Genomic DNA, 20,341 nt, shown 5'->3' on the forward strand with positions numbered 1-20,341 from the left:
CTCACCCATCGCGAAGACGTCCAGGCCGACCTCCTCGGCCTTCAGCGCGATGGCGACCATGGCCTTGATCCGCTCGCGCTCGGTCGGGGTCCGCCCCGTGGTGGGGTCCGGCGTGACATCGCCGACCGAAAAGATCCCGAACTGCATGGTCGCTCACCCTCCAGGTTGTTGACCGTTCAACTATACCCCTCCAACGGCCACCACACCCCGGGTATTCCAGCCCCCTCCACCGCCCCTTCCCGGCCCCTCCGGCCCTACGGCACCAGCACCACCCGCCCCCGCAGCCCGCCCTCCGCCAGCCGGGCATGCGCCTTGGCCGCATCCGCCAGGGCGAACGTCTCGGCCACCCGCAGCGTCAGCACCCCTTCGTCGACCAGCCGGACCAGCTCCGCGAGCCGCGCCCCGTCCGCGGTCACCGCCACGGCCCCCGTCCGCACCCCGCGCACCGACGCGGGGTGCGCCCCGGGCCGCACCCCCGTGTACGCGCCCCCGTCCCGCACCCACTCCAGCGCCGGCTCCCCGAGCACCGCCGCGTCCAGCACCGCGTCCACGCTCCCCGGCTCGACCAGCGAGGCCCCCTCGGCCGGCCCGGCCGTGAAGTGCGCGGCCCCCAGCGACCGCACCAGCTCCTCGTCGCCCGCCCGGGCGTGCCCCGTCACCTCGATCCCCCGGTGCGCGGCGAGCTGCACGGCGAACCCGCCGACCGCGCCCGCCGCCCCGGTCACCAGCAGCGACGCACCCGGCGCGAGGTCCAGCAGATCCAGCGCCTGGACGGCGGTCAGCCCGTTCAGCGGCAGGGTCCCCGCGTGCACGGCGTCCACGGTGGCCGGCGCCTTCGCCACCGCGTCCGTGTCCACGACGACGTACTCGGCGTGCGCGCCCAACGGATCGGCGACGCCCGGCACGAGCGCCACCACCGGGTCGCCCACCTGCCAGGCGGCGGCCGCCCCGACCGCGTCCACCGTCCCGGCCGCGTCCCAGCCGAGCCCGAGCGTCTTGCCGGCCCCGCCGAAGAACCCGGCGCGCACCCCGGCGTCCACGGGGTTCAGCGCGCCCGCGGCCACCTTGATCCGCACCTGCCGGGCCCCCGGCTCCGGTACCGGCACCTCGGCGATCTCCACCGCGTCCGGACCGCCGAACGTCCTCACCACAGCAGCACGCATGACAACTCTCCTCAGCCATAAGGCAGTTGATGGATTCCGCGGCACTTTTCCGGCCGCACGACCCACCGTAGGAGAGCTACTATCCACAAGTAAGTAGTTACCTCAGAGTGCGTAGCCGACCCGGAGGAGAGTCCATGGCGACCATGACCGCCGCCCAGCGCCGCGAACAGGCCCGCGCCGACTACGACGCCTTCCTGCGCAACTGCCCCACCAACCAGCTCCTCGGGCGGCTCAGCGACAAGTGGGTCAGCCTCGTCGTCGCCGCCCTCTCCACCGGCCCCCTGCGCTACAGCGACCTCGGCCGCAAGATCGCCGGCGTCAGCCCCAAGATGCTCACCCAGACCCTGCGCACGCTGGAGCGGGACGGCATCGTCAGCCGCACGGTCACCCCGTCCGTCCCGGTCCGCGTCGACTACGCGCTCACCCCGCTCGGCACCGGCCTCGCCGGCCTGCTCACCGCCGTGAAGACCTGGGCCGAGACCCACTTCGACGAGGTCCGCGAGGCCCGCGAACGCTACGACGCCGAGAACCCCGCCTGAGCCGAGGAAGGCGCCGGCACGGAAGGCACCACCGGCACCGAAGCCAGCGGAAGATCAGAAGGCGTACGAGTCCCCGGTCGCCAGCACCAGCACCGTCATCCGGTCGTTCGACCGGTCCTGGTCCGTCACACCCGCGCTCCACGCGGTGTCGACCTCCAGCGTCAGCTCCGACGGCCGCTCCCGCAGCCGTACCGGCAGCCGCAGCCGCTCCCCCTCCGCGTCCACGGCCAGCGGCCCGGTCCCGCACAGCACCGTCCGCTCGTCCTCCCGGGCACAGCGCGCGGGCAGCTCCTGCCGGTCGGCCAGCTCCTCCGACCAGCGCAGCCGGACGGTGGCGTCCGCGACGGCGGTGGGGCCGTTGTTGCGCGGGGTCAGCACCACCTCCACCTGGTCCCCGTCCATCGTCGCGGTCCCGTGGAATGCGAGGTCGGCCTCCGGAACCGGAGCGGCCACCGCGATCCCCGGCACCAGGACGGCACCGGCACACACCCCGGACAACACCCACGCCCGCATCCGCATGCGCTCACCACTCCTCGCTCGCGACCGCACCGCCGTATCCACGGCTGCCGTACGGATGTATGCCACGCGAGCCATCCGCCAGGCGCCCTCCAACAGGTGACGCGCCCTCCCCCGGGTGACGCGGAACCGGCGTGCGAAGCTGCCCCCATGCCGATCCTCCGCTCCGCCGCCCTGTTCGTCGTCGCCGCTCTGTTCGAGATCGGCGGCGCCTGGCTGGTCTGGCAGGGCCTGCGGGAACACCGGGGCTGGCTGTGGATCACCGGGGGCGTCCTCGCCCTCGGCGCGTACGGCTTCGTCGCCACCTTCCAGCCGGACGCCCACTTCGGCCGCATCCTCGCCGCCTACGGCGGGATCTTCGTGGCCGGCTCGATCCTGTGGGGCGTCGTCGCGGACGGCTACCGCCCCGACCGCTGGGACATCACAGGGGCGCTGATCTGCCTCGCCGGGATGGCCGTCATCATGTGGGCGCCGCGAAACAGCGGCTGAGGCTCACTTACGCTGGACGGACCCGCTCGACCGACCGCCCAGCCGCAGCCCAGGAGCAGCCATGGCCACCGCCGCACCGTCCGCCGCCTCCCGCATCGCCGTCGTCACCGGCGCGAGCAGCGGCATCGGCGCCGCCACGGCCCGGCAACTCGCCACGGCCGGCTACCGCGTCGTCCTCACCGCCCGCCGCAAGGACCGCATCGAGGCCCTGGCCGAGGAACTGACCAAGGCCGGCCACTCCGCCCTGGCGTACCAGCTGGACGTCACCGACCGCGCCGCCGTGGACGAGTTCGCCACCGCCTTCCAGACGATCGGGGTCCTGGTCAACAACGCGGGCGGCGCCCTCGGCGCGGACCCGGTCGCCACCGGCGACCCGGCGGACTGGCGCACGATGTACGAGACGAACGTCATCGGCACCCTGAACCTCACCCAGGCACTGCTGCCGAAGCTCGTCGCGAGCGGCGACGGCGTGGTCGTGGTCGTCTCCTCCACCGCCGGCCACGGCACCTACGAGGGTGGCGCCGGCTACGTGGCCGCCAAGCACGGCGCCCACGTCCTCGCCGAGACCCTGCGCCTGGAGATCGTCGGCCAGCCGGTCCGGGTCATCGAGATCGCCCCCGGCATGGTCAAGACCGACGAGTTCGCGCTGACCCGCTTCGGCGGGGACACCGAGAGGGCCGAGAAGGTGTACGAGGGCGTCGCCGAGCCCCTCACCGCGGACGACGTGGCCGAGACGATCACCTGGGCGGTGACCCGCCCCAGCCACGTCAACGTCGACCTCCTGGTCCTGCGCCCGCGCGCCCAGGCGTCCAACACGAAGGTGCACCGGGAACTGTGACGGACGAGAACTCCCTGACGGAGGACACCTTCGAGAAGCGGCGCCTGGCGCAGGAGACGAAGAACGAACGCCAGGTCTGGTACTTCCTGGCCTACTTCCTCTTCGGCATCCACTTCATCGCGTTCATCATGATCTACGCGGTGCGGCACGCGAAGTGACGCACGGGCCCGTACGCCGGGCCCGCGTCAGGCGAACGCCGGCAGGTTGCGCGCGACCCACGCGGCGAAGGGCGCGGCCGGGCGCCCCAGGACGGCCTCCACATCCGGAGCGGCCCTGCGCTCGGCCGGCAGCGGCGCGCCGAGGACGTCGAGGGTGCCGGCGACCACCTGCTCCGGCATGAACCGCGCCATCCCCGCGTGCGCCTCCTCGCGGGACAGCTCCACGAAGGCCACCTTCTCGCCGAGGGCCGCCGCGATGACCTCGGTCTGCTCGCGCGGGCTGATGGGCTCGGGCCCGGTCAGCTCGTACACCCGGCCGGCGTGCCCGTCCTCGCGCAGAGCGGCGGCGGCCACGGCGGCTACGTCCGCCGGGTCGACCACGGGCAGGGCGACCTCGCCGAAAGGCGCGAAGACGGTGCGCTCGGCGCGGACCGACCCCGCCCAGGCGAGGGCGTTGGAGGCGAACCCGCCGGGGCGCAGGATGGTGAACTCCCGCCCGGACGCGCGTACCGCGGCCTCGAGGGCGCGCAGCCGGGCGTGTGAGGACGCGTCGGGCCGGGTGGCGCTGACCTGCGAGGACACCAGCACGATCCGTCCGACCCCGGCGTCCGCGACCGCATCGAGCAGGACGTCGGGGCTCTCCCCCCGGAAATTCAGCTCGCCCCCCAGGACCAGGAACACGGCACGGGAACCGTCGAGGGCGGCCCGCATGCTCGCCGCGTCCCCGACCCCGCCCCGGACCCACCGCACCCCGGCCCCGGACGACGCGGTGTCCGGCCGCCGCGACACGGCGACGACCTCCTCACCGCCCGCTGCCAGCAGCTCCACCAGCACACGCCCGACGTTCCCGGTGGCACCGGTCACAGTGATCATCACGAACCCCCCAGTGAGTAAGTTGACTAACTAACTGAGACGCTAGCAGAGCCCCACCCCCGGCTGTCTATAGTCAGTCAGGTGACAAACTCAGTGGATCGGCGGGCACGGGCGTCACAGAAGCGCCAACGACTCATGACGGCGGCGGCCCGGGTCCTGCACCAGCAGGGCGTCGAGCGCACCACCCTCGCCGACATCGCCCGCGAGGCCGACGTCCCGGTCGGCAACGTCTACTACTACTTCAAGACCAAGGACGAACTCGTCCAGGCGGCGCTCGCGGAACACCGCGCCCACCTCGACGAACTCACCGGCGAACTGGACCGGTTGCCGACCCCGCACGACCGCCTCAAGGCCCTGGTCGAGGCCTGGACCGCCCAGCGCGAGGTCGCCGCCCGCCACGGCTGCCCCACCGGCACCCTGGCCGTCGAACTGGACAAACGCGCGGACGGCACGCTGGACGCGGAAGCCGGCGCGGTGATCCGCCGCCTCCTGGACTGGACCGCCGGCCAGTTCCGCACCTGGGGCGTCCCCGACCCCGACGACCACGCCCTCACCCTGATCGCGGCCTACCAGGGCATGTCCCTCCTGACCAACGCCCTCCGCGACCCCGACATCATGACGAGAGAGGGAGCCCGCCTGCTGCGCTGGCTGGACGCGCTGGAGCCGGGGGCCGGGCGGGACGCGTAACCCACACGGGCGAACCTCATCGATCACCCGATCAGCGCACGAACATCCGCCCTAGGCTCGCGCCACACGATCAACTCGACGGTCCTCGGCGGGGAGTGCCATCCCAGCCGAGGACCTGACCAGCAAGGAAGTGGAGGCTTCCCTGTGGCTGACTGCGAGCCTAACGCCCACCGGTTCATGGACCTCACGGTCCCTGAGTACGCATACATGTTCGGGTTCTTGCAGGCGGATGGGCATCTGTCTCACCAGTCACGGAAACGGGGGCGACTGGCGGTCGAGATCAGCTCTCGGGACATCGATCTGCTGCGACAGTTCCAGAAGCTGACTCCCTACAAGAGCAGCATCACCGAACGCACCCGGTCCACCAACTTCGCCACGACTCACACCGCCGCCATCTGGAACCTGCATTCCCTGGAGGCGAGGACCAGGATCAACGAACTCGGTCTGCCTTACGGCCGCAAGTCCGAGGCGATCAGTCCACCGAGCGTGGCGTTCTCGCACCGGGACTATCTTCGCGGCCTGATCGATGCCGACGGCTCGGTCGGCTTCACCAGCAAGGGGTTCCCGTTCGTATCCCTCACCACCGCCAGTAGTGCGATCGCGTCCTTCCTGTGCGACTACGCCAGGGAGGTGACGGGAGCCGAGCGCAACGCCAAGCGCAACGCCCGCGACGGGGTCTACAACGTCCTCTACATGATGGAGCTGGCGCAACGTTTGGCGGCTGACCTCTATTACCCCGGCTGTCTCTCCCTGGAACGCAAGCGCGCGACCGCGGACTCGCTCTCCGCCTGGGCGCGTCCCACCGGCATGAGGGCCGCGTACACAGCACGCCGCTGGGCCGAGCACGAAGACCGGATCCTGTTGAAGCTCAGCAGCCCCATGGCCGCAGCAGAGGCACTCGGCAGGACCAGTCAGAGTTGCAGTCTCCGTCTATGGCGGCTGCGCACCGGCCAAGTGCCGATGCCCAACGATCAGTGACCAGATGAAGAGGCCCCTGGCGCCAGGGGCCTCTTCACGTCAACCCTTCACACAGATGAACTGCTTCAGCTTCGCCACGACTTCGACGAGGTCGCGCTGCTGCTCCATCACCTGGTCGATGTTCTTGTAAGCACCTGGAATCTCGTCCAGCACACCCGAGTCCTTGCGGCACTCCACGCCTCGGGTCTGCTCCTCCAGGTCCTTGGTCGTGAAGCGACGCTTGGCCGCATTGCGGCTCATGCGCCGACCGGCCCCGTGCGAAGCCGAGTTGAAGGCCTTCTCGTTCCCGAGCCCTTTCACGACGTACGAGCTGGTGCCCATCGAACCGGGAATGATCCCGAACTCACCCGAGCCGGCACGGATCGCTCCCTTACGGGTCACGAGCAGGTCCATGCCGTCGTACCGCTCCTCCGCCACGTAGTTGTGGTGGCAGGAGATCTCCGGCTCGAAGGTCGGCTTCGCCTTCTTGAACTCTTTGCGAATCACGTCCTTCAGGAGCGCCATCATGAGCATGCGGTTGTACTTGGCGTACTCCTGCGCCCAGAACAGGTCATGTCGGTAGGCCGCCATCTGCGGGGTGTCCGCGATGAAGACGGCGAGGTCCCGGTCGACCAGGCCCTGGTTGTGCGGGAGCTTCTGGGCCTCGCCGATGTGATGCTCGGCGAGTTCCTTCCCGATGTTGCGCGACCCTGAGTGCAGCGTGAGCCAGACCGAATCCGACTGATCCAGACAAACTTCGAGGTAGTGGTTGCCGGATCCGAGCGTTCCCATCTGTTTTTCTGCTCGATCGTGACGGAATTTGACCGCTTCCGCGACCCCGTCGAACCGCCCCCAGAAATCGTCCCACCCGGCAGTGGCCACCCCGTGGAACCGCCCGGGATCGACGGGACTGTCATGCATCCCCCGCCCCACCGGAACAGCCTGCTCGATCTTCGACCGCAGCCGCGACAGGTCCCCGGGGAGGTCGTTCGCCGTGAGGGACGTCTTCACCGCCGACATCCCGCAGCCGATGTCCACCCCGACCGCCGCCGGGCACACCGCCCCCCGCATCGCGATGACCGAGCCGACCGTGGCGCCCTTGCCGTAGTGCACGTCCGGCATCACGGCCAGGCCCTTGATCCACGGCAGGGTCGCCACGTTCTGGAGCTGGCGCAGGGCCACGTCCTCGACCGTCGCCGGGTCCGTCCAGATCCGGATCGGGACCTTGGCGCCCGGCATCTCCACGTACGACATGTATTCCTCATTCCCCCGGAACCGACAACAAAAGGCTTGAAAGCGGAAAAACGCAAAAGCGGCGCCAAGGTCGATGAAAAGGGACAAGGGACCGGCGTCCACGGCAGTGCGTGCGATACACATTGTCTCCAGGGGGCGCCCCGCCACGGCAAGCGAATAACCAGCGGGGACACTGGAGCACCAGCGATCGAACACCGTCGAGAGGAGCCCGACCGTGCAGCGGAAGGCGTATGTAACCGGCACCGCCGCCCTCCTCGCGGCGCTGCTGGCCGGCTGCACGAGCGGCTCCGGGGACACGGGTCCGGCGGACAACGCCAACCCGGGTGACGCCGGTTCGGCCGCGGCCGCCGCCCAGCCCGGCAAGTACCGCACGCTCCCCGAGCCCTGCGGCGCGGTCGGCCACGACGCCCTGGACGCGCTGCTGCCCGGCATCCAGCAGATCACCGACCCGGCCCAGCGGGACAAGGCGTACCAGGGCGATGCCGCGCTCACCTACGACACCGATCGCAAGGTCGGCTGCCGCTGGAAGGTCGAGTCGGCCGATGCCACGGACCACCTGTCCGTCGACTTCGAGCGCGTGGTGTCGTACGACAACACGGTCAGTGACGACGACCAGGCGCAGAAGCTGTTCCTGGAGAAGGAGACGGCCGCCGACCTCCCGGCGCCGACGACCTCCTCGGCACCGCCGACCTCGTCCCCGACGCCCACCGCGTCCTCGTCCTCGTCCGCGTCCGCGTCCTCCTCCTCGTCGGCGAAGGGCTCCGCCGGCGGCGCCGCCTCCCCGGGTGCGACGAAGCCGTCTTCCTCCAACTCCCCTGTGTCGTCGGGCTCCTCCGAGTCCTCCGACGCGTCCTCCGGTGCCGCGCCCACCGATCTCCAGCCGCGCGCGCTCCTCGACCTCGGCGACGAGGCGTATCTGGACGACCGGCTCAGCACGTCCGGTTCGACGGCCGAACAGCGGACGGTGACTGTGGTGTTCCGCACGTCCAACGTCATCGTCACCATCCAGTACGAGGAGCAGCCGATGGCCATGGGAACGGTCCCGGACAGCAAGGAAATGCAGGACAGGGCCCGTAATCTGGCCTCGCGGCTGGATGACGCGCTGGGCGGCTGACGACCTCACCGGTCCCACCGGTCCCCGTCCGCGAAGCGCGCGAACGGAAACCGCACAGCTCCTTCACCGCGTACCGTGGCCCCGCAGGAACCCGCACGAACACCGAGCGTCATGAGTGAAGGAACCATGCAGCGAGCAGCCCAGCGAGACGACCGTGCCCAGCGACACCAGCGAGCCAAGCGCCTTCGCCGCGTTCTTGTCTGCGCGGCAGCCGTTCCCGCGGTTCTGATCACCGCGGCGTGCTCGTCGGACTCGGGTGACTCCAAGGCCAAGTCCGGTGGCGGGAGCAGCGCGTCGGCTGGGGCCGGCAGCTCGCAGCCGTCGGCGAGCGCGTCGCCGACCGTGCAGGCGGCGGCGTACGACAAGCTTCCCGACGCGTGCGCGGTGCTGTCGAAGAAGACGCTGGCCGATCTGGTCCCTCAGGCCGCGAAGTCCGGCAAGAAGGGCAGCTCGGACGAGCCGTCGTCGCGTGCTTCCTGTTCGTGGAACAGCCTGGACAACAACGGTGTGAAGGGCTCCCAGTTCCGCTGGCTGAACGTCTCCCTGCTGCGCTTCGACTCGGACGTCTCGCGTGGTTCCGGCGACGACCAGGCGCACACGTTCTACGCCCGGCAGGTGAAGGACGTGCAGGCGGTCGACGGTGCGAAGGGCACCAAGGCGATACCGCTGTCCGGTACGGGTGCGGAGGCGATGGCGGTGCGCTACGACCTGAAGAAGAAGGAAGGCCTCTTCAAGCAGCAGACGGTCGTCGCCCGGGTGGAGAACGTGGTGGTGACGGTCGACTACAACGGGGCCGGCCTCGCGGGTGAGAAGACGCCGGACGCCGACGACCTGACGAAGGCCGCGGAGAAGGCCCTGAAGGAGGTCGTGGCGTCGGTTTCGTCGGCCAACGGGGCTGGTGGTAAGGCGAGTTCGCCGGCGTCCCCGTCGAAGTCGGCGTCGCCCTCGAAGACCTCTTCGAAGTCGCCCTCTGCCGGCGCGTCTCCGTCCGGGTCGGCCGCGAAGAAGAGCTGACCGGGGGCCGTGAGGGCTGACCGGCACCGCGTTCGCCGCACGCGTGTGCCACTCTGTTGCGCGCAACAACACGCAATGGGAGGGGAGTACGAGTGGCCGCGCCACTGCAGCTGACTCGGATGCACCGCGTGCTCATCGGCGTGGTCGTGACCGGCGCGTTGATCATCGCCGGCATCGGCTTCGCCGGTTCGTACGCGGCCGTCCGTGAGCTGGCCATCAAGAAGGGCTTCGGGAACTTCTCTTATGTGTTCCCGGTGGGCATCGACGCAGGCATCTGTGTCCTCCTCGCCCTGGACCTGCTGCTGACCTGGATCCGTATCCCCTTCCCGCTGCTGCGCCAGACGGCGTGGCTGCTGACGGCGGCGACGATCGCGTTCAACGGCGCGGCCGCCTGGCCGGACCCGCTGGGTGTCGGGATGCACGCGGTGATCCCGGTGCTGTTCGTCGTGGCGGTCGAGGCGGCCCGGCACGCGATCGGCCGGATCGCGGACATCACGGCCGACAAGCACATGGAGGGGGTCCGTCTCACCCGCTGGCTCCTCTCCCCGGTGCCCACGTTCCTCTTGTGGCGCCGTATGAAGCTGTGGGAGCTGCGTTCGTACGACCAGGTCATCAAGCTGGAGCAGGAACGCCTCGTCTATCAGGCGCGCCTGCGGTCCCGCTTCGGCCGGGCCTGGCGCCGCAAGGCTCCGGTGGAGTCCCTGATGCCGCTGCGGCTGGCTCGGTACGGCGTCCCGCTGGCGGAGACGGCCCCGGCGGGCCTGGCGGCGGCGGGCATCGAGCCGGCCCTGATACCCGCCGTGGTCGCGGGCAGTCGTGCCGCTGGGGCGGCGCCCGTTCCCCAGCAGGCGGCACCTCCCGGCGAGCAGCGGCGCGAGCTGCCCGGCCAGCGCTCCGGGCAGCCGGACGACACCCCGGTGGACGAGCAGAGCCCGTGGTTCCAGACTCCCCGGGAGGTCGAGTACCACGGCGGTTACGACCCCACCTACGACCCCATGCTCCAGGAGCCCCAGTACGCCCCGGAGGAGCAGTACGAGGACTGGTACGAGGACCAGCCCCCGGAGCAGTTCCAGCAGCCGTCCTCCGAGGAGACCGGCAGCTTCCCGATTCCGGTGGGCCCGAACCGCATGCGCGAGCTGGGGGAGGGTGGCGGCGTTCCCGAGCCGGAGCCGACGGAGGACGAGTACTACCAGGTCTTCCGGAAGTCGATCGACGGCAGTTTCCCCACGCCGCACCAGTTCAGCGAGGCGGTGGAGGCGACGTACCGCATCACGCTGCCGCCGCGTGACGCCGACCGCATGGTCAACCGGTTCACGAACCGCTTCAACGCGGAGCTGGAAGAGGACCACATCGCATGACGGCATGAAGAAGGGGCCCTCCGCCGGCGGAGGGCCCCTTCTTCGTGCCGCTTACTCCCCGAGCAGGCGCCGTACCCGCTCCTGCCCCACGGCCAGCAGCAGGGTGGGCAGCCGGGGCCCGGTGTCCCGGCCGACGAGCAGGTGGTACAGGAGGGCGAAGAAGGACCGCTGAGCCGTCTTGATCTCGGCGGGGAGCTCCTTGGGCGTGGCGTCGGCGGGGAACCCGGCCTGCACCTTGGGCACGCCGTACACGTGGTGGGTCAGACCGTCGAGCGACCAGTGGTCGGCGAGTCCGTCGAGCAGCAGGCGTACGGACTGCTGGGAGGCCTCGTCGAGGGACTTCAGCAGTTCGGCGTCGGGTTCGTCGCGCACGATGGTCCGCTGGTCGGCGGGGACGTGCGTGTTGATCCAGGCCTCGGCCCTGTCGTAGCGCGGCCGTACCTCGTCCAGGGAGGCCAGCGGCTGCTCCGGGTCGAGCTCGGAGAGGATGCGCAGGGCCTGGTCCTCGTGTCCGGCGGTGATGTCGGCGACGGACGCGAGGGTGCGGTACGGCAGCGGTCGCGGGGTCCTGGGCAGCTCACCGGCGGCGGTGCCGACGGCACGGGTGTACGCTGCCACGTCGCCGGGCAGGGCGGAACCGTCGGAGACCTTGGCGGCGAGCTTGTCCCACTCGTCGTAGAGCCGCTGGATCTCCTGGTCGAAGGCGATCTTGAAGGACTGGTTGGGCCTGCGGCGGGCGTACAGCCAGCGCAGGAGCTGCGGCTCCATGATCCTCAGCGCGTCGGCCGGGGTCGGGACGCCGCCGCGCGAGGAGGACATCTTCGCCATGCCGGAGATGCCGACGAAGGCGTACATGGGGCCGATGGGCTGCTTGCCGCCGAAGATGCCGACGATCTGGCCGCCGACCTGGAAGCTGGACCCCGGCGAGGAGTGGTCGACTCCGCTCGGCTCGAAGATCACGCCCTCGTACGCCCAGCGCATCGGCCAGTCGACCTTCCAGACCAGCTTGCCGCGGTTGAACTCGCTGAGCCGGACGGTCTCGGCGAAGCCGCACGCGGTGCAGGTGTACGACAGCTCGGTGGTGTCGTCGTCGTAGGAGGTGACCGTCGTCAGGTCCTTGCCGCAGTTGCCGCAGTACGGCTTGTACGGGAAGTACCCGGCGGAGCCGGAGCTGCCGTCGTCCTCGGACGCGGCGCCGGAGCCCTCCTCGGCCTCCAGCTCGGCCTCGTCGACGGCCTTCTGCTGCTGCTTCTTCGGGGCCTTCTTCGTGCGGTACTGGTCGAGGATCGCGTCGATGTCGTTCCGGTGCCTCATGGCGTGCAGGATCTGCTCGCGGTAGGCACCGGAGGTGTAATGCTCGGTCTGGCTGATCCCGTCGAACTCCACGCCGAGCTGGGCCAGCGATTCGATCATCGCGGCCTTGAAGTGCTCGGCCCAGTTCGGGTGCGGCGAGCCCTTGGGGGCGGGGACGGACGTCAGCGGCTTGCCGATGTGCTCGGCCCAGGCCTCCTCGTCGACGCCGTCGATGCCCTTCGGCACCTTGCGGTACCGGTCGTAGTCGTCCCAGGAGATCAGGTGCCGGACCTGGTGGCCGCGGCGGCGGATCTCGTCGGCGACGAGGTGCGGGGTCATGACCTCGCGGAGGTTGCCGAGGTGGATCGGACCGGAGGGGGAGAGTCCGGACGCGACGACGACCGGTTTGCCCGGGGCCCGGCGCTCCGACTCCTCGATGACCTCATCCGCGAAACGGGAGACCCAGTCGGTGGTCTCGGTGCTCTGAGCCACGATCGGCACGTCCTTCTTTCTGAACGGGGTGACACCCCATTCTCACAGACCGGAACGCGCCCGGGAAAACGGCTTTACCCCCCGTGGGATACTGGCTGGGTCTATCCATCCCCACGAGGAGAACGGCACCCACTCCTATGGCCTCGGTCACGTCCCTCAGCGACAACGTCCAGCAGCACCTCGCGTCCGCCCTCTCGGCCACCCTGCCGGAGGCCGCCGGCGCGGACCCGCTGCTGCGACGAAGCGACCGGGCCGACTTCCAGGCCAACGGCATCCTGGCCCTGGCCAAGAAGGCGAAGGCGAACCCCCGGGAGCTGGCGACCCAGGTCGTCTCCCGGGTGGTGACGGGTGACGTGATCAAGGACGTCGAGGTGTCCGGCCCCGGCTTCCTGAACATCACGATCGCGGACCGGGCGATCACGCGGAACCTGGCCGCGCGGTACGCGGACGAGACGGGCCGCCTCGGCGTGCCGCTCGCCGAGCACCCGGGTACGACGGTGATCGACTACGCCCAGCCGAACGTGGCGAAGGAGATGCACGTCGGCCACCTGCGGTCCGCGGTGATCGGCGACTCGGTCGTCCAGCTCCTCGAGTTCACCGGCGAGAACGTGGTCCGCCGGCACCACATCGGCGACTGGGGCACCCAGTTCGGCATGCTCATCCAGTACCTGGACGAGCACCCGCACGAGCTGGACCACAAGGACGCCCAGGTCACCGGCGAGGAGGCGATGTCGAACCTCGACCGCCTCTACAAGGCCGCGCGGAAGAAGTTCGACTCCGACGAGGAGTTCAAGACGCGGGCCCGGCGCCGGGTGGTCGACCTCCAGGCCGGGGACGAGCACACGCTCGCCATGTGGCAGAAGTTCGTGGACGAGTCGAAGATCTACTTCTTCTCCGTCTTCGAGAAGCTGGACATGGAGATCCAGGACGCGGACATCGTCGGCGAGTCCGGTTACAACGACATGCTGGCCGAGACCTGCCGCCTGCTGGAGGAGTCGGGTGTCGCGGTCCGCTCCGAGGGCGCCCTGTGCGTCTTCTTCGACGACATCAAGGGTCCGGACGGCAACCCGGTCCCGCTGATCGTGCAGAAGTCGGACGGCGGCTACGGCTACGCGGCCACCGACCTCTCGGCGATCCGCGACCGCGTCTTCAACCTGAAGGCGAACACCCTCCTCTACGTGGTGGACGCACGGCAGGCCCTGCACTTCCGGATGGTCTTCGAGACCGCCCGCCGGGCCGGCTGGCTGAACGACGACGTGACGGCGGTGCAGCTCGCCTTCGGCACGGTGCTCGGCAAGGACGGCAAGCCGTTCAAGACGCGTGAGGGCGAGACGGTCCGCCTGGTCGACCTCCTCGACGAGGCGATCGACCGCGCGTCGGCCGTGGTCCGGGAGAAGGCGCAGGACCTGTCCGAGGAGGAGATCGCCGAGCGGGGTGCCCAGGTGGGCATCGGCGCGGTGAAGTACGCGGACCTGTCGACGTCGGCGAACCGGGACTACAAGTTCGACCTGGACCAGATGGTCTCGCTGAACGGCGACACGTCCGTCTACCTCCAGTACGCGTACGCCCGTATCCAGTCGATCCTCCGCAAGGCCGGCGAGGTCCGCGCGACGGCCCACCCGGAGCTGGGCCTGCACGAGGCGGAGCGCGCCCTCGGCCTGCACCTGGACTCCTTCGGGGAGACGGTGCGGGAGGCGGCGGCGGAGTACGCCCCGCACAAGCTGGCGGCGTACCTGTACCAGCTCGCGTCGCTGTTCACGTCGTTCTACGACAAGTGCCCGGTCATCAAGCCGCAGCCGCCGCGGGACGTCGCGGAGAACCGCCTGTTCCTCAGCGACCTCACGGCCCGCACCCTGCACCAGGGCATGGCCCTGCTGGGCATCCGCACGCCCGAGAAGCTCTGAGGCGCACACAAGGCTCCGCGTCCCGGTAACCCCGGGGCGCGGGGTCATCGGTCGTGACAACTCGCAGCCATTTCAGTACGGTTGATGCCCGCCGGGAGACTCTGGCGGGCACGGGGCGGTGGCATCGGGGGGCTCGTTGGTCGTGGTGATCTCACCTGAATTAGGTTCCGTTCGTCCCGGGACTTCCCTGTCGGTCATGGCTGGCACTCGGATCCGGGGGCCACGATGATCACCGCCCAGGGCTCACTGACCGCCGAGAGCCTGCTAGGACAGGCCGACGGGGCGACCGCCCTGTGGCGTGCCCGGCCGATCGACTCAGGCGGCAATCCTCATCTGGAAGAACGCGCGGTGGTGCTCTCGGCCGCGGCCAAGGCGGCCACCGCCTGGTTGTCCGCACCCCCAGGGCTGCACAACCTTCCTGCCGCCAAGGACGGTCTGATCGGCCGGACGGACGCATTGCAGGGGCTCCGTGAGTCACTGACGTCCGGCGCGGGCGTGATCTGTCAGGCCGCGGCCGTTCATGGTCTCGGCGGTGTGGGCAAGACGACCCTGGCTCTGCACTACGCGCACACGCACCTCACCGACTACCCGTTGGTGTGGTGGATCACTGCCGAGAGCGAGGAGCACATCGCTTCAGCTCTCGCCGACCTGGCTGTCCGCATCTACCCCGACTGGGCGCTGGATGCCGGTGCCAGAGAGCGTACCGAGTGGGCCGTGAGGTGGCTGCAGGCCCATCCCGGCTGGCTGATTGTCTATGACAACGTCAACGACCCGCTCCACGTCAACCCATTCCTGAGCCGGCTCTTCGGCCACGGCCATCAGCTCGTCACGAGCCGGCGGCGAGCCGGATGGCGTGCTGGGACGCACCTGGTGAGCCTCGACGTGCTGTCCCCGCGGCTGGCCGTCGACCTGCTGTGCGACGTGGCGTTCCCCGCTCGCCGCCCGACCCCGGCGGAGCGGAGACAGGCGGGCCTGCTGGCGTCGGATCTGGGACATCTGCCTCTGGCCCTGGCACAGGCCGCGGCTTACGTACGCGAGACGGGCATGTCCTTCGCCTCCTACCGGTCGAAGCTCGCCGCCACCGCGGGCGACGCGCCGAGGGCGACGACGCCGTCGGAGGAGCTGGACCGTGCCATCACGCAGATCTGGCTGACCAGTTCGCGAGCGATCGGCGAGCGCTGCCCGGTCGCTGTGGAACTGTTGATGGCACTGGCCTGGTACGCGCCCGAGGCGCTCCCGGTACAGGTACTCACGTCGTTGGCGGACAGCGAGGCCGAGGGACGGACCGCCGTCGACATGCTGGCCGACTACAACCTGGTCAGCATGGGCGGGGACTCCGTCTCACTGCACCGGCTGATGCAGAAGACCCTCCGTACCGCGGCTTCCGTAAGGGCGGCCGACATCCGCGGTCGTGCCGAACGGGCTCTGGCCGGGGCGCTCCCCGACACGTCCGCCATGGACGGTGAGGCGGAACGGGGCGTCTGGCAGCAGTGGCTTCCGCACATCCAGGCGCTGGCGCAGACCGGGCCGTCGAGCACCCCCCATCACGAAGTAACGGAGATGTACCGCCGCGCGGCCGACGAACTCGTCGCCCGTGAACAGCATGTGCTGGCCATCCCCCTGGTCGAGTGCGTGGTCGAGAACCAGCTTCGACTGTTGGGGTCGGACGACAGCGCCACCCTCGCCGACCAGGACCGTCTCGCCGGGCTGCACGCGAAGGCCGGTGACCCGGCCAAGGCCGTGCGGTTGTGCCAGGAAGCCTTCCGCAACCACCTGCGGCTCTCGGGCGGAGACGCGAGGTCCACGCTGGACGGCAGGCACAGACTCGCTTACGCGTACCGCAAGGCCGGCGACCTCCTGGCAGCCGTCCGCGAGTTCGAGGCCGTTGTCGCGGACCGCCGCCGCGTCCTCGGCGAAGACCACCCCGACACCCTCACCAGCCGCAACGACCTAGCCTACGCGCGTCAGATGGCAGGTCAGTACCGGCAGGCGGTGAAGGACTTCGAGGCCGTGGTCGCGGACCGCCGCCGCATCCTCGGCGACGACCACCCCGACACCCTCACCAGCCGCAACAACCTGGCCTACGCCCACCGCAGGGCCGGGGACCACCAGCTGGCACTGCGACTGTACGAACAGGCGGTGGCCGACCGGGAGCGGGTCCTGGGCGCCGACCATCCCGACACCCTGACGAGCAGGGGATGGCTGGCCTCCGCCCATGAGGCGGCGGGCAACCAACAGCAGGCCGTCTCTCTCTACACGGCCCTGCGAGCCGAGCGGGGCCGCGTCCAGGGCTAGAACCATCCGGAAACACTGAAGACCCGCCAGAGTCTGGCCTACGCCCTGCTGGAAGCCAAGGGCCCCGCCGCGGCCCTCCCGGAATTCGCAGCACTGGTCGAAGACAGTGAACGGTGCCAGGGCCCCGATCACCCCGACACGCTCGACTACCGTTACGACGTCGCCTACGCCCATCGGGCCCTCGGGGACTACGCGCAAGCGCTAGCGGAATACGAGCACCTGGTCGAAGACTATGCCAGGGTCCGGGGCCGGGAGCACCCCGAGACACTGTCCACCCGCAACGCCCTCGCCTACACCCGGCAGTTAGCCGGGGATCATCCCCGAGCGATCGCGGAGCTTCAGGTCCTCCTCGACGACCGCATCCGCATCCAGGGGGAGGACCACCTCGCCACACTGACCGCCGCCGAGAATCTCGCCTACGCGTACCAGGCGGCTTCCGAGCACGATCAGGCCATCGCCCGGTACGAGCGCCTCCTGCGCGACCGGATCCGGATTATGGGTGACGACCACCCGCGAGTCCTCGATACGCGGTGGAACCTGGCCCGCTGCCGTCAGCTGGCGGGTTACCCGGAGCGTGCCGCCACCGAGTTCCGCGCTCTGGTGGACGACCAGGTGCGTGTCCTGGGCCCCGGGCACCAGGACGTGTACCTCACGCGCCGGGCGCTGGGCGGGGCGTACACCACCGCCCAGGAGTACGCCGCGGCGATCAGCCTGTACCAGCAGCTCCTCGAAGAGATGGAGCGTGCGCTGGGAGCGGATCACCAGGACGTCCTCAACACCAGAGGCTGGCTCGCCGAGGCCTACCGTCTGGCCGGCGAGTACTACCGTTCGATCTCCGCGTGGGAGGCACTCGTCGCGGACCGTCAGCGGGTCCAGGGAGTCGACCACCCCGCTCTGCTGGAGGCCAGGCACCAGCTGGCCTGGGCGCTCCGGTCGGCCGGCGAATACCGGCGCGCGATCGAGATCTACGAGGACGTCCTCGGCTACCGCCTCCGGCTTCACGGCGCGGACAGCCGAACCACACTGATCGCACGCAACGAGGTGGCCCTCTGCCGCAAGTACGCGGGAGAGTACCAGCGCGCGATCGACGAGTTCGTCTCACTCGTGGCCGATTACCGGCGGGTGTTCGGCGAAGACCATCCCGACACCCTCGTGGTCTGCGGGAACCTCGGCCACACCTGCGCAGCCGCCGAGCGCCACGACGAGGCCAGGTCCCTGTTCGAAAACGTGATCAACCGGTGGATCCGCCTCAAGGGAGAGGACCACCCGCGGACGCTGGACGCCCGTCGCGACCTTGCCCTGTCCTACGGCGACGCCGAGGAGTACCAGCTCGCGCTTGCCGAGTTCGAGGCGATCTGGACCGCCCGGAGACGCCTGCACGGAGCCGATCACCCCGATACGCTCGACGCCCGCGATGATCTGGCCGCCGCGTGCCGCAACGCAGGCGAGTACCAGCGGGCGGAGGTTCTCTCCCGGCAGAGCGTCGACGACTGGGGGCGACTACGGCATCCGGACCATCCCAAGACGTTGCTCGCCCGAAACTGGCTGGCCTTCACGCACCAGCTGGCGGAGGAACACAGCCGGGCGATCGCCGAGTTCGAAGCGCTCGTGGCGGACCGCGAACGCATCCAGGGTCCCCTCCACCTGGCCACGATCATCGCTGGTGAGAATCTCGCCAGCGCCTGCCGAAGCGCGGCGGAATACGAACGGGCTGTTCGGGTCCGTAAGCACTGGTTGGACCGGCGGCTGCGGTTCCAAGAACGCGACCACCCCCAAGTTCTCACCTCACGGTATTGGCTGGCACGTGCCCGGCTCGACGCCGACGACTTCGCCGGCGCCCTGCGCGATGCCTTGGCGGTGGTGGCGGACCGGGAACGCACACTGGGGGAATCCCACCTCGACACTCTCGATGCCCGGCTCACCCTCGCCCTGGTGCGTCAGCAGTCGGGCGAGACCGCGCAGGCCATCCTCCTGTCCGAACGGCTCGTCGCCGACTGCGTCCGTTTCCTGGGCCCCGATCACCCGCTGACCTTCACGGCACGGGGCAGGCTCGCGTTCGCCCACCGCGCGGCAGGGCACTATGCCCAGTCCGTCCGTCTCCAGAGGGAGCGGCTGGCCGATCTCATACGGGTGCGGGACGCCGACCACCCCACGGTGCTCAGCGCACGCAATGCGCTCACTCGGGTCCTCAGGCTCTCCGGCGCCTACAAGGAGGCCGTGGGCGAACTGGACTCGCTGGCCGCCGACGGTTTTCGGCTGCACAGTCCGCTGCACCCCAGTACCGTCGAATGGCGAGTGGATCTGGCCTTCGCCTGCCGGGACGCGGGCGATCACTGGCGGGCGATCGCGGTCATGGAGGAGTTGCTCCGCGACTGCCGGACCGTCCTGGCGGAGGATCACCCCACGACCCTGCGCGCCCGCGCTTGTCTCGCGCTGATGGCCACCGAGTTCGGCCCGCCGACGCGAGCGGTGGCCCGGTTCGAACGGCTCGTCGAGGATGCGACGAGGGTGTACGGCCCCTGCCATCGCGTCCCGCTCCGGTTACGGGACGGCCTGGCCTACGCACTGCTGCAGGCGGACGACCCCGAGGGCGCCCTCGTCGTCCAGCGCGCGTCGCTCGCCGACCGGGCCCGGCTGCTGGAACGGTCAGGGTTTCCCAGCACTCCCGAGGGCATCGCCGAGGCGCACCGGCAAGCAGCGGACGGAAGCGCCGATGACCTTGCCAGGTCGGTCGTGATGGTGTGTCTGGAACGCGCCGACGACGGCTATCCCACGTGGACGGAGAATCTGGCCCGTGCGATGGCCGAAGCAGGCGATGCCGAGGGAGCCGTACGGCTGCTGCGGGCGGTGCACGACGGACGCGAACACGTCCTCGGTCCCGACGCCCCGGAGACGTTGGACAGCCTGACCATGCTGGCGTTCGTCCGCGCGGAAGCGGGACAGCACGACGCTGAGCCGTCCCACGACGAGTTGCTGACGCGCTGGGAGCGGTTGCTCGGCCCGGACCATCCGCGCCTGGAGGCGCTCCGCGGCCAGCTGGCCCGGCTGCGACCCGCCTGGCTGCCCCGCGTGACCCTCCTGGACAACCCCGGTGTCGGAACGAGAGCGGCCATCGAGGTGTGGCTGGAACGCTCCGGGGGCACGGCGACGCCGGAGCTGCCGCCGCTGCTGCTGGTGGCGGGAGCGCGCACGGCGGCGGCGATCGAGCCGGCCGCGCAGGAATACGTGGCCGGAGGCGAGCCGGCCCGGTTCAGCTTCACCGCCAAGGAACCCGGCACGCATCGCGTCCGGTTCACCGTCTACGACCAGGAGTACGGCTTCGTGCTGCAGGACCTGGAGGCGACCGTCCACGTCCCCGTACCCCCTGCTCCGAGTTCCCCGGGGAGAGACTGACCGA

At 70.0% G+C, this 20,341-nt stretch carries 17 protein-coding genes and 1 pseudogene; 12 read left to right on the plus strand and 6 right to left on the minus strand.

Features of this window, described 5'->3' with window-relative positions:
• Window positions 1-147 (minus strand): annotated as a pseudogene (locus OO52_RS53405) (LLM class flavin-dependent oxidoreductase); the annotation flags it as partial.
• Window positions 148-254: 107 nt separating this feature from the next.
• Entirely contained in the window at window positions 255-1,163 is a 909-nt protein-coding gene (locus tag OO52_RS40340; RefSeq protein ID WP_030656224.1) for an NADP-dependent oxidoreductase, read from the minus strand.
• 134 nt (window positions 1,164-1,297) lie between these two features.
• Between OO52_RS40340 and OO52_RS40345 the strand changes: the two genes are divergently transcribed.
• Window positions 1,298-1,702, plus strand: a complete 405-nt coding sequence (locus OO52_RS40345) for a winged helix-turn-helix transcriptional regulator (protein ID WP_030656225.1) — start codon at window positions 1,298-1,300, stop codon at window positions 1,700-1,702.
• A 54-nt stretch (window positions 1,703-1,756) separates the two neighbouring features.
• Here OO52_RS40345 and OO52_RS40350 read toward each other — a convergent pair whose 3' ends face one another.
• Window positions 1,757-2,221: a hypothetical protein gene (locus OO52_RS40350; protein ID WP_030656227.1), complete on the minus strand. Its 465-nt coding sequence runs from the start codon at window positions 2,219-2,221 to the stop codon at window positions 1,757-1,759.
• Window positions 2,222-2,368: 147 nt separating this feature from the next.
• Here OO52_RS40350 and OO52_RS40355 point away from each other — a divergent pair, with 147 nt between their 5' ends.
• The 3 genes from OO52_RS40355 to OO52_RS51810 all read left to right on the plus strand — a co-directional run bounded on the left by OO52_RS40355 (window position 2,369) and on the right by OO52_RS51810 (window position 3,703).
• Complete coding sequence (locus OO52_RS40355) at window positions 2,369-2,707, plus strand: YnfA family protein (protein ID WP_030656229.1); 339 nt, start codon at window positions 2,369-2,371, stop codon at window positions 2,705-2,707.
• A 61-nt stretch (window positions 2,708-2,768) separates the two neighbouring features.
• A complete protein-coding gene (locus OO52_RS40360) occupies window positions 2,769-3,545 on the plus strand; it encodes an SDR family NAD(P)-dependent oxidoreductase (protein WP_030656230.1) in 777 nt (258 codons plus the stop codon).
• Window positions 3,542-3,703: a hypothetical protein gene (locus OO52_RS51810; protein WP_167347952.1), complete on the plus strand. Its 162-nt coding sequence runs from the start codon at window positions 3,542-3,544 to the stop codon at window positions 3,701-3,703. Before OO52_RS40360 ends, OO52_RS51810 begins: the two co-directional genes overlap by 4 nt.
• Window positions 3,704-3,730: 27 nt before the next feature.
• Here the strand turns inward: OO52_RS51810 and OO52_RS40365 are convergent, their stop codons facing one another.
• A complete protein-coding gene (locus OO52_RS40365) occupies window positions 3,731-4,576 on the minus strand; it encodes an SDR family oxidoreductase (RefSeq protein WP_030656231.1) in 846 nt (281 codons plus the stop codon).
• Between the two features lie 135 nt (window positions 4,577-4,711).
• Here OO52_RS40365 and OO52_RS40370 point away from each other — a divergent pair, with 135 nt between their 5' ends.
• Both OO52_RS40370 and OO52_RS40375 read left to right on the plus strand, forming a co-directional pair.
• A complete protein-coding gene (locus OO52_RS40370; RefSeq protein WP_234339930.1) occupies window positions 4,712-5,263 on the plus strand; it encodes a TetR/AcrR family transcriptional regulator in 552 nt (183 codons plus the stop codon).
• 177 nt (window positions 5,264-5,440) lie between these two features.
• Entirely contained in the window at window positions 5,441-6,241 is an 801-nt protein-coding gene (locus OO52_RS40375; RefSeq protein WP_106972152.1) for an LAGLIDADG family homing endonuclease, read from the plus strand.
• Between the two features lie 39 nt (window positions 6,242-6,280).
• Here OO52_RS40375 and OO52_RS40380 read toward each other — a convergent pair whose 3' ends face one another.
• On the minus strand, window positions 6,281-7,474 hold the full coding sequence (locus OO52_RS40380) for an RtcB family protein (RefSeq protein WP_030656234.1): 1,194 nt from the start codon (window positions 7,472-7,474) through the stop codon (window positions 6,281-6,283).
• A gap of 214 nt (window positions 7,475-7,688) precedes the next feature.
• Here OO52_RS40380 and OO52_RS40385 point away from each other — a divergent pair, with 214 nt between their 5' ends.
• The 3 genes from OO52_RS40385 (at window position 7,689) to OO52_RS40395 (ending at window position 10,960) form a co-directional block, all read left to right on the plus strand.
• Window positions 7,689-8,588 carry a hypothetical protein gene (locus OO52_RS40385; protein ID WP_030656236.1) on the plus strand — a complete coding sequence of 300 codons (900 nt, stop codon included), beginning with the start codon at window positions 7,689-7,691 and terminating at the stop codon, window positions 8,586-8,588.
• A gap of 111 nt (window positions 8,589-8,699) precedes the next feature.
• Entirely contained in the window at window positions 8,700-9,602 is a 903-nt protein-coding gene (locus OO52_RS40390) for a DUF3558 family protein (RefSeq protein WP_234339931.1), read from the plus strand.
• Window positions 9,603-9,694: 92 nt separating this feature from the next.
• Window positions 9,695-10,960, plus strand: coding sequence for a DUF2637 domain-containing protein (locus OO52_RS40395; RefSeq protein WP_199820041.1), 1,266 nt, complete (start codon window positions 9,695-9,697; stop codon window positions 10,958-10,960).
• Window positions 10,961-11,011: 51 nt separating this feature from the next.
• Here the strand turns inward: OO52_RS40395 and lysS are convergent, their stop codons facing one another.
• Window positions 11,012-12,754, minus strand: a complete 1,743-nt coding sequence (gene lysS, locus OO52_RS40400) for a lysine--tRNA ligase (protein WP_030656242.1) — start codon at window positions 12,752-12,754, stop codon at window positions 11,012-11,014.
• Window positions 12,755-12,882: 128 nt separating this feature from the next.
• Between lysS and argS the strand changes: the two genes are divergently transcribed.
• The 3 genes from argS (at window position 12,883) to OO52_RS53415 (ending at window position 20,337) form a co-directional block, all read left to right on the plus strand.
• Window positions 12,883-14,649, plus strand: coding sequence for an arginine--tRNA ligase (gene argS / locus OO52_RS40405; protein WP_030656244.1), 1,767 nt, complete (start codon window positions 12,883-12,885; stop codon window positions 14,647-14,649).
• Between the two features lie 225 nt (window positions 14,650-14,874).
• Complete coding sequence (gene fxsT, locus OO52_RS53410) at window positions 14,875-16,944, plus strand: FxSxx-COOH system tetratricopeptide repeat protein (RefSeq protein WP_234339932.1); 2,070 nt, start codon at window positions 14,875-14,877, stop codon at window positions 16,942-16,944.
• Between the two features lie 93 nt (window positions 16,945-17,037).
• Complete coding sequence (locus OO52_RS53415; RefSeq protein WP_234339934.1) at window positions 17,038-20,337, plus strand: tetratricopeptide repeat protein; 3,300 nt, start codon at window positions 17,038-17,040, stop codon at window positions 20,335-20,337.
• Window positions 20,338-20,341 lie beyond the last annotated feature (4 nt).

This window comes from Streptomyces flaveolus, from assembly GCF_000716535.1.
Taxonomy (GTDB): Bacteria; Actinomycetota; Actinomycetes; order Streptomycetales; family Streptomycetaceae; genus Streptomyces; species Streptomyces flaveolus_A.